Genomic DNA, 13,950 nt, shown 5'->3' with positions numbered 1-13,950 from the left:
TCGACGATGGGCGGCGGTCCCCGCCCGACGCGGCGCGGGTGGCTTCGCGACGGGGCGCGTTCCCAGAAGCGGATTGCGAGCGGCTACGACGAATCGCTGGCACGCGATCCGCCCATTCGCCTCGAACACGGGCGGCGGCGGTTGCGCCACGCGCAACCTCAGCTCCGACAGGGGTGATTCGGCTGTCAGGGGTTTCACCCACGTCACAGCTGAGGTTGTGATGCCGGGGCCGGCGCGGAGGTGAGGACACCGGGTGCGCCGCGGAGGGCCCAGCCATCGGGGGTCGGGGGCAGAACCTGAGCTGAGACGCGTGCTCAGCCGCCATCGTGGATGAGCGGCCGTCCTCGCTGACGTTCTGCGCAGCGGGAAGAGACGCGGTTGCCGGGAGGGGCGTGTCGGCGGCCGAGAATAGACTGCTGCGGTGACCAAGAAGCTCCTCCGCATCGCCTCCGTCAACGTCAACGGAGTGCGCGCCGCGTTCCGCAAGGGCATGGGCGACTGGCTCGCCGCGCGCGACGTCGACATCCTCGCCCTCCAGGAGGTGCGCGCGTCCACCGACGACCTCACCGGGCTGCTCGGCGACGAGTGGGACGTGCTGCACGACGAGGCGACCGCCAAGGGCCGCGCCGGAGTGGCACTCGCGTCCCGCGATCGCGCGACGATCCACCGGGTAGCGCTCGGAGCGGACGACTTCGACTCCGCCGGGCGCTGGCTCGAGGCCGACTACGAGGTCGGCGACCGCACGGTCACCGTCGTCTCGACCTACGTGCACTCGGGTGGAGTCGGCACCCCGAAGCAGGACGAGAAGGTGAAGTTCCTCGACGCGATGACCGAGCGGCTCCCCCAGCTGCAGGCGCACAACCCGCTCGCCGTCGTGATGGGCGACCTGAACGTCGGCCACCGGACCCTCGACATCAAGAACTGGAAGGGCAACGTCAAGAAGGCCGGCTTCCTCCCCGAGGAGCGCGCCTACTTCGACCGCTTCCTCGGCGCCGAGGGCGAAGAGGGCTACAACGCCGGAGCCGGCCTCGGCTGGATCGACCTGGGCCGCCGCTTCGCCGGCGAGGTGCCCGGCCCCTACACCTGGTGGTCGCAGCGCGGCCAGGCCTTCGACACCGACACGGGCTGGCGCATCGACTACCAGCTCGCCACCCCCGAGCTCGCCGCGCTCGCGCGCAGCTACGAGATCGATCGCGCCGACAGCTGGGACACCCGCTGGTCCGACCACGCCCCCGTCGTCGTCGACTACGAGCTCTGACCTTCATCCCCTCCCCCGCGCGATCACCGCGCCTCCGCACCGCTACTGAGGCCTCACCATGACTCCCACCGCTCCGGGCGCCAAGCCCGTCATCTTCTCGGGCATGCAGCCCTCCTCCGGATCGCTGCACCTCGGCAACTACATCGGCGCGCTCACGCAGTGGGTCGTCATGCAGGAGGACTTCGACGCGTACTTCTGCGTCGTCGACCTCCACGCGATCACCGTGCCGCAGGACCCGGCCGAGCTGCGCGAGCGCACCCGCGCGACGGCGGCCCAGTACATCGCGGCCGGCATCGATCCCGAGCGCTCGACCCTGTTCATCCAGTCGCACGTGCCCGCGCACGCGGAGCTGGCGTGGATCCTCAACACGGTGACCGGCTTCGGCGAGGCGAGCCGCATGACGCAGTTCAAGGACAAGTCGGCGAAGCAGGGCGCGGAGGCGGCCTCGGTCGGCCTCTTCACCTACCCGATCCTGATGGCCGCCGACATCCTGCTCTACCAGACCGACGCCGTGCCGGTCGGCGAGGACCAGCGCCAGCACCTCGAGCTCACCCGCGACCTCGCTGGGCGCTTCAACACGCGCTTCGGCGAGACGTTCGCGGTCCCGGAGCCGCACATCGCCCGTGAGACCGCGAAGATCTACGACCTGCAGAACCCCGGCGCCAAGATGTCCAAGTCGGCGGAGTCGGACGCTGGTCTGCTGAGCGTCCTCGACGAGCCGAAGGCGACCGCGAAGAAGATCATGCGCGCCGTCACCGACACGGAATCGGAGGTCCGGTTCGACCGTGCCGCCAAGCCCGGAGTCTCGAACCTGCTCACCATTTACTCCGTCCTGGCCGACCGGACCGTCGAGTCGCTGGAGCAGGAGTACGCGGGCCGCGGCTACGGCGACCTGAAGAAGGGCCTCGTCGAGGTCGTCGCCGCGACGTTCGACCCGATCCGCGCGCGGACGGCCGAGCTGCTGGCGGATCCGGCCGAGCTCGACCGTGCGCTGTCCCGCGCCGCCGACCGCGCCTCCGAGACGGCCGAGAAGACCCTCGCGACCGTGTACGACCGCATCGGCTTCCTCCGCCGCACCCGCTGACCCGTGCTGACGCTCGCGCTCTTCGACCTCGACGACACCCTCTTCCGGCACGCCCGGGCGGTGCAGGAGGGCATCGTCGCGCACGCCGCGGCGCTCGGGAGCGCGTACGCGGGTGAGCCGGCCGATCTCCAGCGGCGCTGGTACGAGCTCGAGGAGGAGCACTACCACCGCTACCTGACGGGCGAGCTCGACTACGAGGGTCAGCGGCGCGCCCGCGCGATCGCCTTCGCGGCGGACGCGGGCGTCGAGCTGACGCCCGAGGAGGCGAGCGAGTGGTTCGCCTCCTACCTCGAGCAGTACGTCGCGGCGTGGACGCTGCACGAGGACGCGCTGCGGGTACTCGACCGGCTCGAGGCGGCGGGCGTGCGGATCGGAGTGATCACGAACGGCGACCTCGACTTCCAGACGCGCAAGATGGACGCGATCGCCCTCTCGGAGCGCGTCGAGCACTTGATCGCGTCGGGCGAGGTCGGAGTGACGAAGCCGGATCCGCGCATCTTCCACGTCGCCTGCGAGCGTTTCGGAGTGGCTCCGTCCGACGCGCTGTACGTCGGTGACCGCCTCGGGACCGACGCGATCGGCGCCGCCCGGGCGGGCCTCCGCGGCGTCTGGCTCGACCGGGTGGGCGGACCGGAGCACGGACGCGAGCTCCCGGAGGACGCCCGGGAACTGGGTGTGCGGCGGATCGGATCCCTCGACGAGCTGCCGGAGCTGCTCGGGCTCTGAGCGGGACGGCCTGCGGGGCGATCTCGGCGAGGCGGGGTCTCGATATGCCGCTGCGCGGCTACTCGACCAGCATGCGGGAGAGCGCCGTCAGGGAACGAGGAAGCGCCTCAGCGCGACCCGAAGGCCGCGCCGAGGCGCTTCACCGATCCGGAGATCAGCGTTCCCGTTCGCCGCGCTCCGCGAGGCGAACCGGCGGAACGCGTGCGAGCGTTCCGTCGTAGCCGGACGCGAGACGCTCTCCGCATCGCGACCGTCTGCGAGAGCCGACCGCGCCGCAGCGGGCGAGGACCGCTGCGGAAGGGGTTACGACACGTCTTCGTCGACCCAGTCGAAGGTCTTCGTGACGGCCTTCTTCCAGAGGCGGTACTGGCGGGCGGCCTCGTCCTGGTCCATCGAGGGGGTCCAGCGCGAGTCCTCCTGCCAGTTCTGACGCAGGTCGTCGAGGTTCTCCCAGAAGCCGACCGCGAGGCCCGCGGCGTACGCGGCTCCGAGCGCGGTGGTTTCGGCGACCACCGGTCGGACGACCGGGACGCCGAGGATGTCGGCCTGGAACTGCATGAGCAGGTTGTTGGCGATCATGCCGCCGTCGACCTTGAGCTCCTGCAGCGGCACACCGGAGTCGGCGTTGACGGCGTCCAGGACCTCGCGGGTCTGGAACGCGGTCGCCTCGAGCGCTGCGCGGGCGATGTGGCCCTTGTTCACGTAGCGGGTGAGTCCGACGAGCGCGCCGCGCGCATCCGATCGCCAGTACGGCGCGAAGAGACCCGAGAACGCCGGCACGAAGTACGCGCCGCCGTTGTCGTTGACGGTCGCGGCGAGCGCCTCGACCTCGGGAGCCGAGCCGATGAGGCCCAGGTTGTCGCGCAGCCACTGGATGAGCGAGCCGGAGACCGCGATCGAGCCCTCGAGCGCGTAGTGCACCTCGCCGTCGCCCAGCTTGTAGCCGATGGTGGTGAGGAGGCCGTTCTTGGAGTGGACGATCTCGGTGCCGGTGTTGAAGATCAGGAAGTTTCCGGTGCCGTAGGTGTTCTTCGCCTCGCCCGGGTCGAACGCCGCCTGGCCGAAGGTGGCGGCCTGCTGGTCGCCCAGGATGCCCGCGATCGGGACCTCGCGCAGCAGCGACGAGGACTCGACGTGGCCGTACACCTCGGAGGAGGAGCAGACCTCGGGGAGCATCGACTTCGGGACGCCGAACGCCTCGAGGATGTCGTCGCGCCACTCGAGGGTCTCGAGGTCGAGGAAGAGCGTGCGCGACGCGTTGGTGACGTCGGTCTTGTGGACGCCGCCGTCGATGCCGCCGGTCAGGTTCCACAGGACCCAGGTGTCGGTCGTGCCGAAGATCAGGTCGCCCGCCTCGGCCTTCTCGCGCGCACCCTCGACGTTCTCGAGGATCCACACGATCTTGGTGCCCGAGAAGTAGGTCGCGAGCGGGAGGCCCACGATCGACTTGAAGCGGTCCGCACCCTCGTCGCCGGCGAGGCGGTCGACGATCGACTGCGTGCGGGTGTCCTGCCAGACGATCGCGTTGTAGACCGGCTTGCCGGTCGTCCTGTCCCAGACCACCGCGGTCTCGCGCTGGTTGGTGATGCCGACGGAGGCGATGTCGTGGCGGGTCAGGTCGGCACGCGAGAGCGCCTGGCCGATGACCTCGCGGACGTTGTTCCAGATCTCGATCGGGTCGTGCTCGACCCAGCCCGCGCGCGGGAAGATCTGCTCGTGCTCCTTCTGGCCGGTGGAGACGATCGATCCCTTCTTGTCGAAGATGATCGCGCGGGACGACGTCGTCCCCTGGTCGATAGCAATGACGTAGTCAGCCATAAGTGATTACTCCTTCGTAACGGGGATGAGTGGAGCGCGGATCAGAGGATGGGGAGCAGGACCAGCGAGGACCAGCCGGCGAGCAGTCCGCCGACGATCGGGCCGGCGATCGGCACCCAGGAGTAGGACCAGTCGCTCGAGCCCTTGCCCTTGATCGGCAGGAGGGCGTGCGCGATGCGGGGGCCGAGGTCACGGGCGGGGTTGATCGCGTAGCCGGTCGGGCCACCGAGGGAGGCGCCGATCGCGATCACGAGGATCGCGACGGGGAGCGCACCGAGCGCGGCGAGTCCGCCGTCGCCCTGGCGTCCGCCGCCGAAGCCGATGACGACGAAGACGAGGACGAAGGTGCCGATGACCTCGGTGACGAAGTTCCAGCCGTAGGAGCGGATGGCCGGGCCGGTCGAGAAGACGCCGAGCTTGTTGGCCGGGTCGGGCTCCTCGTCGAAGTGCTGCTTGTAGGCGAGCCAGCAGAAGACGGCGCCGAGGATCGCACCGAGCAGCTGCGCCGCGATGTAGGTCAGGATCGACACGATGTCGACCGGCACGCCGGAGCCGAACTCCTCAGCGCCGCTCGCGACCAGGCCGAGCGTGACGGCCGGGTTGAGGTGCGCGCCCGAGTTGTACGAGACGATCACACCGGAGAAGACCGCGAAGCCCCACCCGATGGTCACCATCAGGAATCCGCCGTTGAAACCCTTGTTCTTCACCAGCGCCACGTTGGCGACGACGCCGCAGCCCAGGAGGACGAGCAGCGCCGTCCCCACCAGTTCCGCTAGGAACACCACTCCGAGATTGTCCACGATGACCTTTTCCTCCGATTCGAGCGGACGCACGCAGGCGTCCGGCGCGGGCATCGATGCCCGACGTGTGTGAAGTTATCCGCGCCCCGACACCCCGACAAGGAGCGACGCGTGCACGTTCGTGCGTATCAGCGACGGAAGTCCCGGCGCGAGGACGATCGCGCCGGGACTTCCGTCTTCTTCCGCCTGTCTCCGCTTACGACGCGGGGACGGCGGTCGGCGTCTGGACGAAGGTGCCTCCGACGTCCACGCCGTTGTACTGCTTGAGGTGCGAGATGGTCGCGTCGACCTCGTCGGCGCGCGTCGCCTCGTCCCAGCCCAGGACCGACCCGGTGTGCTCGGCAAGCTCCTCGAGGAGCTCGCGGCTGAGTCCGCCGGTGAAGGCGTGGTTCGTGCGGCGCATGACCAGGTCGATCAGGTGCACCACGCTCTCGTGGCGGGCCAGGTAGCGGATCTCACCGGTGGTGAAGTCCTTGTCGAAGTCGAGGGCCTCGTCGTGTCCGTCGGCGAGGGCCTCGATGACCTCCTGCGCGCGGGTGCCGTAGCGCTCGAGCAGCTGGCCCGTGCGGGCGGAGGACAGGCCGGAGCGGTGCTGGCTGATCCACTGCGCGCGGGACGCGTCGGTGCGGGGGTAGCCCTTGCCGCCTCCGATGGCCGTCTTCACGGTCGAGACGCGGCGCGTCACTCCGATCTTCGCGAAGACCTCGTTCGAGAGGTGCTCGGAGAGGGCGCGGAACGTCGTCCACTTGCCGCCGACCAGGCTCAGGACGGGGGTCTTCCCGCCGGGCAGCGTCGAGGGCTCGATGCGGTAGTCGCGGGAGACGAAGCCGGGGGTCTCGTCGTCGTGACGGGGCAGGGGGCGGATGCCGGAGAACTTGAAGACGATCTGGTCGCGGTTCACCGGGATGGAGGGGAACACGTGGCTGACGAGCTCGAAGAAGTAGTCGATCTCCTCCTCCGTGCACACGGCCGGCTCGTTGGGGTCGGCCTCGATGTCGGTCGTGCCGACCATGACCCGGCCCTTGAGCGGGTAGATGAGGACGATGCGGCCGTCGCTGTGCTCGAAGAACATCTCGCGTCCCTCGCAGGCCTCGACCAGCTCGGGGTTGTCGAGCACGATGTGCGAGCCCTTGGTGCCGCCCATGAACTTCGTCGTGGTGCCCAGCGCCGTGTTCGTGAAGTCGGTCCAGGGTCCGGAGACGTTGACGACGACGTCGGCCTGGAAGGCGAACTCCTCGCCGGTCTCGCGGTCGCGCAGGAGCACGCCGCCCTCGGAGGTTCCGACGGCCTCGACGTAGTTCGCCGCGCGCGCCTTCGCTCCGCCGACGAGTCCGTCGCGCAGGACGTCGAGCGCCAGGCGCTCGGGCTCGTGCACCGACGCGTCGAAGTAGGTGGCGGTGTACTTGATCTTCGGGTCGAGCTTGGGCAGTTCGTTCAGCGAGCGCTTGCGGCCGTGGAACTGGTGGCGCGGCACGACTCCGCCGTCGCGGGAGAAGAAGTCGTACAGGGTGAGGCCGACCTTGATCAGCAGAGCGCCCCGCTCCTGCGGCTTGCCCGACTTGTGCGTCAGGAACCGCATCGGCGCCGCGAGGATGCCCGAGAACGTCGAGTAGATCGGGATCGTGGTCTGCAGCGGCTTCACGTAATGGGGAGCGATCTTCAGCAGGCCGTTGCGCTCGTGCACGCCCTCGTTGACGAGGCGGAACTCGCCGTTCTCGAGGTAGCGGATGCCGCCGTGGATCATGTGGCTCGAGGCGCTGGACGCTCCCGAGACGTAATCGCCGCGCTCGACCAGCGCGACGTCGACGCCGTTCAGCGCGAGCTCGCGGAAGGTTCCGATGCCGTTGATGCCACCGCCGATGACGAGGACGGTCGCTCGGGGGGTGTCCCGCAGGGCGGCGACGCTCTCGCGGATCGCGGGGGTTCCGGGAGTTCCGACAGACTGTGCCACTTCGTACTCGCCTTCGTGTCGTGTGTGATTCGTCGAGGCCTTCGCGGCAGTATCGGCACCTCGGGGGCGACGATTGATTTCGCGGAGGAATACAGCCATCCTTGACCCGGGAACACATCCGGTCAATACGGGTGGAAATACGTGCAAGGAGCATCTGTGACCCCTGTCCGACCGGTCGTCGAACTCGACGAGACGACGCACGCGACCCATCCCGACAAGACCCGCGACGCGCTCCGCGCGGCACAGCTCTACTACATGCAGGACCTGACGATGGACGCCATCGCGCACGAGCTGCACACGTCGCGCTCCTCCGTGTCGCGGCTCCTGTCGCACGCCCGCGCGACGGGCCTCGTGGACATCCAGATCCGCTCCCCGCTCGATCGCGCGAGCGCGCTCTCGGCGGAGGTGCGCGCGCACTTCGACATCACGGCGCACATCGTCCCGGTTCCGGATCACACCAGCGAGATCGACCGGCTGGAGCGCGTCGCCCTCTCGGCTGCGCGGATCCTCGGCCAGTTCATCGACTCCAACATGATCGTCGGCATCGCGTGGGGCTCGACGATGAGCGCGATCAGCCGCCACCTCATCGCCAAGGAGACGCACAACACCCAGATCGTGCAGCTGAACGGCGCGGGAAACACCGAGACCACGGGCATCAACTACTCGAGCGAGATCCTCCGCCGCTTCGGCGACGCCTATGCGGCGAAGGTGCAGCAGTTCCCGGTGCAGGCGTTCTTCGACGATCCGCTCACCAAGCAGGCGGTGTGGCGCGAGCGCTCGACCAAGCGCGTGCTCGAGCTGCAGCAGCGGATGGACGTGGCCCTGTTCGGCCTCGGCTCGCCGTTCGCGGCGGTGCCGTCGAAGGTCTACATCGGCGGCTACCTGGAGCCGGACGACTTCACCTCGCTGAGCGAGTCCGGGGTCGTCGGCGACGTGGCGACGGTGTTCTACCGGGCCGACGGGACCTGGGACGACATCCCCATGAACGAACGTGCAAGCGGCCCGGACCTCTCCACGGTGCGGCGGGCGGCGCGGCGGATCTGCGTGGTCTCGGGGGCGTCGAAGCTGCCGGGGCTCCGCGGGGCGCTGAACGCCGGGCTCATCACGGACGTCATCCTCGACGAGGGCACCGCTCGGGCGCTGATCTCGGACTGACGCCCTCGCGGGATGCCGGTCCGGTCACGCCACGCGGGGCGTACCGGAGTGGCGTCTCGCGGAAGGGACGTCAGGACTCGCGGGCGTGCGCGTCGAGGAACTCGTAGACCTCGGCGTCGTCGATGCCGGGGAAGGTCCCGGAGGGCAGGGGCGCGAGCACGTGCGCGTGCAGACGGGCGCTGGGCCAGGCGTTGCCGTCCCAGCGCGCCGCGAGCTCGGCGGGGGCGCGGCGGCAGCACGACTCGTCCGGGCAGCGGGACAGCTCGCGGCGGTCGGTGTCGCGTCCACGGAAGAAGCGCGCCTCGGCGAAGGGGACCCCTACCGTGATCGAGAACTCCTCCGTGGCGGTCGTGCCGGTCTGAGACGCCGACCAGAAGGTGCCGGCAGGAGTGTCGACGTACTGGTAGTACTCCGTCGTGCGGTTCGTGCGGCTGAAGGCCGAGCGCGCCGACCAGTAGCGGCAGACCACCTGGCCCTCGACGGCTCCCGTCACGTCCGTCGGCAGCGGGAGGTCGTCGTTCTCGTAGGCCTTCTGGATCGATCCGTCGCCCAGCACCCGCAGGAAGTGCATCCGGATGTCGAGGTGCGAGGTGAGGAGGTTCGTGAAGCGCAGCGCGGCGGCCTCGTGAGTGACGCCGAAGCCGTCCCGGAAGTCCTCGACCGAGATGTCGCGGCCGCGCTTCGCCTCCTGCAGGAACGCGACCGCCGGCTCCAGCGGCATGAGGCACGCGGCGGCGAAGTAGTTGATCTCGAGGCGCTGACGGAGGAAGTCGGCGTACGTCACGGGGCGCTCGTGCCCGAGCAGGCGGTGCGCCATCGCCTGCAGGGCGAGCGCCCGCAGGCCGTGGCCCCCGGGGATCGACGCGGGAGGGAGGTAGATCCGCCCGTTGGCCAGGTCGATCACCGAGCGGGCGGAGTGGGGGAGGTCGCCCACGTGGATGATCTCGAAGCCGAGGTGCCTCGCCATCCGAGAGACCGAGCTGTGCGTGAGGGCACCGCCGCGGTGCCCGACCGTCCGGAGCATCTCCCCCGCCACGCTCTCGATCTCGGGCAGGTACGCGTTGCTCTCGCGCAGCTGGAGTCGCTGCGCCGTGTTCGCGCGCCGCGCCTCCTCGGGGGTGGCGCTGGCCTCGTTCCTGCGCCGCGCGAGTTCGCGGTACACACCGAGGAACGCCTCCAGGACCGGTGTCGCGAGGCCCTTGTTGGCCTTGAACTCCGGCAGGCCGAGAGAGCGGTAGAGCGAGCCCTTCTGCACCCGGGCCAGCTCGATCTCGAGTGCGGCGCGCTCGCTCGGCGGCTCGTCCGAGAGCAGCGCCGCGAGCTCGACTCCGAGCGCTGAGGCCAGCGCCTGCATCAGCGAGAGGCGCGGTTCGCGGCGCCCCGTCTCGATGAGCGACAGCTGGCTCCCGGAGACGCCGACCCGCTCGGCGAGCTGTCCGAGGGTGAGCCCGCGGCGGGTGCGGAAGTGCCGGATGCGCTGCCCGAGCAGGGCGGCGTCGGTGCCGGGCGGGGTGGCGCTGGATGCGGTCACGACGAGCTCCTGCGATCGGTTGTGACAAATGCGGGAAAAGAGCCTTTCTTGACAGTCCGCAGACCGTCAAGAGACCCCGATCCTCCTCCATTCTGGCTGCAGGCGCCACACGGACGCCCCTCGACGCACTGATCGAGGCCGACTCCCCACCCGTCGACGACGACATCCCAGAAAGCGGAGCGACCATGAGCATCTTCACCAACACCGTGCGGCTCGAGCCGGGCACCCTGACCGCCCCCACCCCGACTCCCGCGGTCGCCGTCCCGCCCGCGCCGCTCGCGCTGCGACGCTGGGTCCGAGAGACGGCGGCGATCCTCCAGCCCGACGCGATCGAGTGGAGCGACGGCTCCCCCGCCGAGTGGTACCGCCTCACCGCGCGCATGGTCGAGGAGGGCAAGCTCCTCCCCCTCAACCCGGAGTGGCGCCCCGGCTCGTTCCTCGCCCGCACCGATCCCGACGACGTCGCCCGAGTGGAGGACCGCACCTTCATCTGCACCACGGACGAGGCCGACGCCGGCCCCACCAACAACTGGCGCGAGGCGTCGGCGATGAAGGCGGAGATCGCCCCGTACTTCGAGGGCGCGATGCGCGGGCGCACGATGTACGTCGTGCCGTTCTCGATGGGCCCCATCGGCGGCCCGCTCTCGCAGCTCGGCGTGCAGCTCACCGACTCCGCCTACGCCGTGCTCAACATGCGGATCATGGCGCGCGTGGGCGCCGCTCCGCTGGCCGCCTTCACCGAGGAGACCGCGTTCGTGCGGGGCGTGCACTCGGTCGGCTTCCCGCTGCGCGACGCCGACGGCGTCACCCGCGACGACGTCTCCTGGCCGTGCAACGAGACGAAGTACATCACCCAGTTCCCCGAGACCCGCGAGATCTGGTCGTTCGGCTCCGGCTACGGCGGCAACGCCCTGCTCGCCAAGAAGTGCTTCGCCCTGCGGATCGCCTCGGCGATGGGTCGCGAGGAGGGCTGGCTCGCCGAGCACATGCTCCTCATCCGCGTCGTCTCGCCGGAGGGGCGGCGGTACCACGTGGCCGCGGCGTTCCCGAGTGCGTGCGGCAAGACGAACCTCGCGATGATGCAGCCGGCCCTGCCGGGCTGGCGCGTCGAGACCCTCGGCGACGACATCACCTGGATGAAGAAGGGCGAGGACGGGCGGCTCTGGGCGATGAACCCGGAGACGGGCTTCTTCGGCGTGGCGCCCGGCACGGGGCGGACCTCCAACCCCAACGCCGTGCACACGCTGTGGGGCAACACGATCTTCACCAACGTGGCGCTGCGCGAGGACGGCGACGTGTGGTGGGAGGGCCTGACGGACGACGTCCCCGAGCGCCTCACCGACTGGCGCGGGAAGCCGTGGACGCCGGCGTCGGGCACGCCCGCCGCGCATCCGAACGCCCGCTTCACGGCGCCGGCGCTGCAGTGCCCCTCGCTCTCGGACGACTGGGACGCCTTCGAGGGCGTGCCGCTGGACGCCATCGTCTTCGGCGGGCGTCGGGCGACCAACGTGCCGCTCGTGACGCAGGCGACCTCGTGGCAGCACGGAGTGTTCCTGGGCGCGACGATCGCCTCCGAGAAGACCGCCGCAGCGGAGGGCACGGTCGGCGAGCTCCGCCGCGACCCGTTCGCGATGCTCCCCTTCTGCGGCTACAACATGGCCGACTACTTCGCGCACTGGCTCGCGATCGGGGAGGACCTCGGCGAGAAGGCTCCCGCGGTCTTCCAGGTGAACTGGTTCCGCAAGGGCGCCGACGGCTCCTTCCTCTGGCCCGGCTTCGGCGAGAACGCCCGGGTGATCCAGTGGCTGGTGCGCCGACTCGAGGGCACGGCCGACGCGCGCCGCAGCCCGCTCGGGGATCTCCCCGTGGCGATCGACACCCACGGGTTGAACCTCTCGGACGCCGTGAAGGCCGAGCTGTTCTCCGTGCCCGTGGACGCGTGGCTGGACGAGTGCGCGCTGACCGAGGAGTTCTTCGCCCGCTTCGGCGAGCGCCTCCCGGCCGAGCTCACCGCCGAGCTCGCGGCGCTCCGCTTCCGGCTCCTCGCCCAGGAGCTCGCGGTGCCGCACGCGGCCTGACCCGACTCGCAGGCCCCGCGCCTGCGCTCCCTGTGGCCCGCGGGAGGATCATCCCCCTTTCCTCGCACCTCCCGCGGGTCCACTCCCCTCGCCTCCCGCACCCGGAACACTGGACGACATGACCGACCGCATCACCCTCCGCTTCCTCGCGGCTCCCCAGGACGCCACCGCCGACGGCCGCAGCGCCCAGGCGGGGCGCGTGCTCGAGTGGATCGACAAGGCGGGCTACGCCTGCGCCGTGGGCTGGAGCGGCGGCTACTGCGTCACGGCGTACGTCGGCAACGTGCACTTCACCCGGCCCATCGTCGTCGGCAACCTGATCGAGGCGAGCGCCCAGGTGATCCACACCGGTCGCAGCAGCATGCACGTGCTCGTCCGGGTCGGCCAGGCGGATCCGCGCACGGGGGTCTACGAGGCCGCCACCCACTGCCTCCTGATCTTCGTGGCGGTCGACGCGGAGAAGCGGCCGCGCGCGGTGCCGGAGTGGCAGCCTCGCTCGCTCGAGGACTCGGCGCTCGCCGAGGGCGCCGCCGCCCGCATCGCCGGGCGCCGGGCGCTGCACGAGGTGATGCGCGAGCAGCGGTACACCGACGAGGGCACCGGGCCGCGCATCGTCTTCCGCTTCCTCGCGGCTCCGGGCGATGTCAACTGGGGCGGCAACGCGCACGGCGGCATCGTGATGCGCTGGATCGACGAGGCGGCCGACACGGTCGCCCAGCGCTGGAGCGGACGCGACGCGGTCGCGGTCTACTCCGGAGGGATCCACTTCTACCGCCCCGTCCGCATCGGTCACCTGGTCGAGGTGGAGGCGCGCCTGATCCACACCGGCGGCCGGAGCATGCACCTCGCGATCCACGTGCGCTCGGGGGACCCGCGCACCGGCGAACTCGAGCTGACGACCCAGTGCATGAGCGTCTTCGTGGTGCCCGGCGCCGACGGCACCGCAGAGCCGGTGCCCGCGCTCGAGCCGCGGAGCGACGAGGACCGCCGGCTCGACGCGCACGCGCTCGAGCTGATCCGCCTGCGAGCGGCCCTGCCGCCGCTGCCGCTGGATCTCGCGGTGCTCGCTCCGGTGGAGTGAGGACCGCCCCCGCTAGGGTCGGAGGATGCTCCCGATCCTCGTCGTCAACGGACCGAACCTGAACCTGCTCGGCACGCGCGAGCCCGAGGTGTACGGCTCGGACACGCTGGCCGACGTCGAGTCGCTGGCGACCGACCGCGCGCGGAGCCTCGGCCTCGAGGTCGAGTTCTTCCAGAGCAGCTCGGAGGGCGCGATCATCGACCGCCTGCACGCGGCGCGCGGCACCTGCTCCGGAGTCGTCCTGAACGCGGGCGCCTACACCCACACGTCGATCGCGATCCGCGACGCCGTGCTGGCGACGGAGCTCCCGATGGTCGAGGTGCACATCAGCAATGTCCACCGGCGCGAGGAGTTCCGCCACCACTCGTACCTCTCGGACGTCGCGATCGCGGTGATCGTCGGGGCGGGCATCGCGGGCTACGGCTACGCGATCGACGTGCTGCACCGCACGAGCGCATCGTAGCCTCG

11 protein-coding genes are annotated in these 13,950 nt (G+C 70.3%); 7 read left to right on the top strand and 4 right to left on the bottom strand.

What is annotated here, in order from left to right:
* Positions 1 to 421 precede the first annotated feature (421 nt).
* From IOC53_RS02745 to IOC53_RS02735, 3 genes are read left to right on the top strand one after another with little or no spacing between them, the layout of a single operon-like run.
* Positions 422 to 1,258 (top strand): exodeoxyribonuclease III, encoded by an 837-nt coding sequence (locus IOC53_RS02745; protein WP_207402857.1) that lies wholly within the window; start codon positions 422 to 424, stop codon positions 1,256 to 1,258.
* 58 nt (positions 1,259 to 1,316) lie between these two features.
* Positions 1,317 to 2,342, top strand: a complete 1,026-nt coding sequence (gene trpS / locus IOC53_RS02740) for a tryptophan--tRNA ligase (protein WP_207402856.1) — start codon at positions 1,317 to 1,319, stop codon at positions 2,340 to 2,342.
* A gap of 3 nt (positions 2,343 to 2,345) precedes the next feature.
* Complete coding sequence (locus IOC53_RS02735) at positions 2,346 to 3,068, top strand: HAD family hydrolase (RefSeq protein ID WP_207402855.1); 723 nt, start codon at positions 2,346 to 2,348, stop codon at positions 3,066 to 3,068.
* Between the two features lie 303 nt (positions 3,069 to 3,371).
* On the opposite strand, the gene glpK is transcribed toward IOC53_RS02735, so the two are convergent.
* The 3 genes from glpK to IOC53_RS02720 form a co-directional block, all read right to left on the bottom strand.
* Entirely contained in the window at positions 3,372 to 4,886 is a 1,515-nt protein-coding gene (gene glpK / locus IOC53_RS02730; protein ID WP_207402854.1) for a glycerol kinase GlpK, read from the bottom strand.
* A 41-nt stretch (positions 4,887 to 4,927) separates the two neighbouring features.
* Positions 4,928 to 5,740, bottom strand: coding sequence for an MIP/aquaporin family protein (locus tag IOC53_RS02725; RefSeq protein WP_207402853.1), 813 nt, complete (start codon positions 5,738 to 5,740; stop codon positions 4,928 to 4,930).
* Between the two features lie 142 nt (positions 5,741 to 5,882).
* Entirely contained in the window at positions 5,883 to 7,637 is a 1,755-nt protein-coding gene (locus IOC53_RS02720) for a glycerol-3-phosphate dehydrogenase/oxidase (RefSeq protein WP_307786043.1), read from the bottom strand.
* A 255-nt stretch (positions 7,638 to 7,892) separates the two neighbouring features.
* Between IOC53_RS02720 and IOC53_RS02715 the strand changes: the two genes are divergently transcribed.
* Complete coding sequence (locus tag IOC53_RS02715) at positions 7,893 to 8,792, top strand: sugar-binding transcriptional regulator (RefSeq protein ID WP_207402919.1); 900 nt, start codon at positions 7,893 to 7,895, stop codon at positions 8,790 to 8,792.
* A gap of 70 nt (positions 8,793 to 8,862) precedes the next feature.
* Here the strand turns inward: IOC53_RS02715 and IOC53_RS02710 are convergent, their stop codons facing one another.
* Complete coding sequence (locus IOC53_RS02710; RefSeq protein ID WP_207402851.1) at positions 8,863 to 10,323, bottom strand: helix-turn-helix domain-containing protein; 1,461 nt, start codon at positions 10,321 to 10,323, stop codon at positions 8,863 to 8,865.
* A 185-nt stretch (positions 10,324 to 10,508) separates the two neighbouring features.
* Between IOC53_RS02710 and IOC53_RS02705 the strand changes: the two genes are divergently transcribed.
* The 3 genes from IOC53_RS02705 (at position 10,509) to aroQ (ending at position 13,945) form a co-directional block, all read left to right on the top strand.
* Positions 10,509 to 12,401, top strand: coding sequence for a phosphoenolpyruvate carboxykinase (GTP) (locus IOC53_RS02705; RefSeq protein WP_207402850.1), 1,893 nt, complete (start codon positions 10,509 to 10,511; stop codon positions 12,399 to 12,401).
* A 118-nt stretch (positions 12,402 to 12,519) separates the two neighbouring features.
* Entirely contained in the window at positions 12,520 to 13,482 is a 963-nt protein-coding gene (locus IOC53_RS02700) for an acyl-CoA thioesterase (protein ID WP_207402849.1), read from the top strand.
* A 25-nt stretch (positions 13,483 to 13,507) separates the two neighbouring features.
* The gene (gene aroQ / locus IOC53_RS02695) at positions 13,508 to 13,945 is read left to right on the top strand and encodes a type II 3-dehydroquinate dehydratase (protein WP_207402848.1); all 438 of its coding nucleotides are present in this window, start codon (positions 13,508 to 13,510) and stop codon (positions 13,943 to 13,945) included.
* Positions 13,946 to 13,950 lie beyond the last annotated feature (5 nt).

Source organism: Rathayibacter sp. SD072 (assembly GCF_017355185.1).
Taxonomy (GTDB): domain Bacteria; phylum Actinomycetota; class Actinomycetes; order Actinomycetales; family Microbacteriaceae; genus Rathayibacter.
This window is presented reverse-complemented; position numbering and strand designations above follow the sequence as displayed.

Excerpts from the sequence above, each read along its gene's own strand:
- trpS (WP_207402856.1), top strand. The coding sequence starts at position 1,317 with ATGACTCCCACCGCTCCGGGCGCCAAGCCCGTCATCTTCTCGGGCATG.
- glpK (WP_207402854.1), bottom strand. The coding sequence starts at position 4,886 with ATGGCTGACTACGTCATTGCTATCGACCAGGGGACGACGTCGTCCCGC.
- IOC53_RS02725 (WP_207402853.1), bottom strand. The coding sequence starts at position 5,740 with ATGCCCGCGCCGGACGCCTGCGTGCGTCCGCTCGAATCGGAGGAAAAG.
- IOC53_RS02715 (WP_207402919.1), top strand. The coding sequence starts at position 7,893 with ATGCAGGACCTGACGATGGACGCCATCGCGCACGAGCTGCACACGTCG.
- IOC53_RS02705 (WP_207402850.1), top strand. The coding sequence starts at position 10,509 with ATGAGCATCTTCACCAACACCGTGCGGCTCGAGCCGGGCACCCTGACC.
- IOC53_RS02700 (WP_207402849.1), top strand. The coding sequence starts at position 12,520 with ATGACCGACCGCATCACCCTCCGCTTCCTCGCGGCTCCCCAGGACGCC.
- aroQ (WP_207402848.1), top strand. The coding sequence starts at position 13,508 with ATGCTCCCGATCCTCGTCGTCAACGGACCGAACCTGAACCTGCTCGGC.